This is a genomic window from Allotamlana fucoidanivorans (genome assembly GCF_006265225.1).
Taxonomy (GTDB): Bacteria; Bacteroidota; Bacteroidia; order Flavobacteriales; family Flavobacteriaceae; genus Allotamlana; species Allotamlana fucoidanivorans.
Window position 1 is genome coordinate 1 of sequence record NZ_VDCS01000124.1, and the last position, 260, is coordinate 260.

The following is a 260-nucleotide window of genomic DNA, read 5'->3' on the forward strand; positions in this document are numbered from 1 at the left end:
ACGCAAGTTTTTGCGCAAGATATGGTTGGTCAAACAGGGTGTAGTATTTTAAACGTGTCTTCTATGAATGCGTTTACACCACTAACCAAAATACCAGCCTATAGTGGAGCCAAAGCGGCGGTATCCAATTTTACGCAGTGGCTAGCGGTACATTTTTCAAAGGTAGGTATTCGTGTAAATGCTTTGGCACCAGGTTTTTTCTTAACCGACCAAAATAGAAGCTTACTTACTAATTCAGATGGGAGTTTAACCCAGCGGGG

1 protein-coding gene is annotated in these 260 nt (G+C 42.3%); it reads left to right on the top strand.

Features of this window, described 5'->3' with window-relative positions:
• Window positions 1-260 (top strand): SDR family NAD(P)-dependent oxidoreductase (locus tag FGF67_RS17165; RefSeq protein WP_139698938.1); only part of this gene is annotated, 260 nt, incomplete at both ends.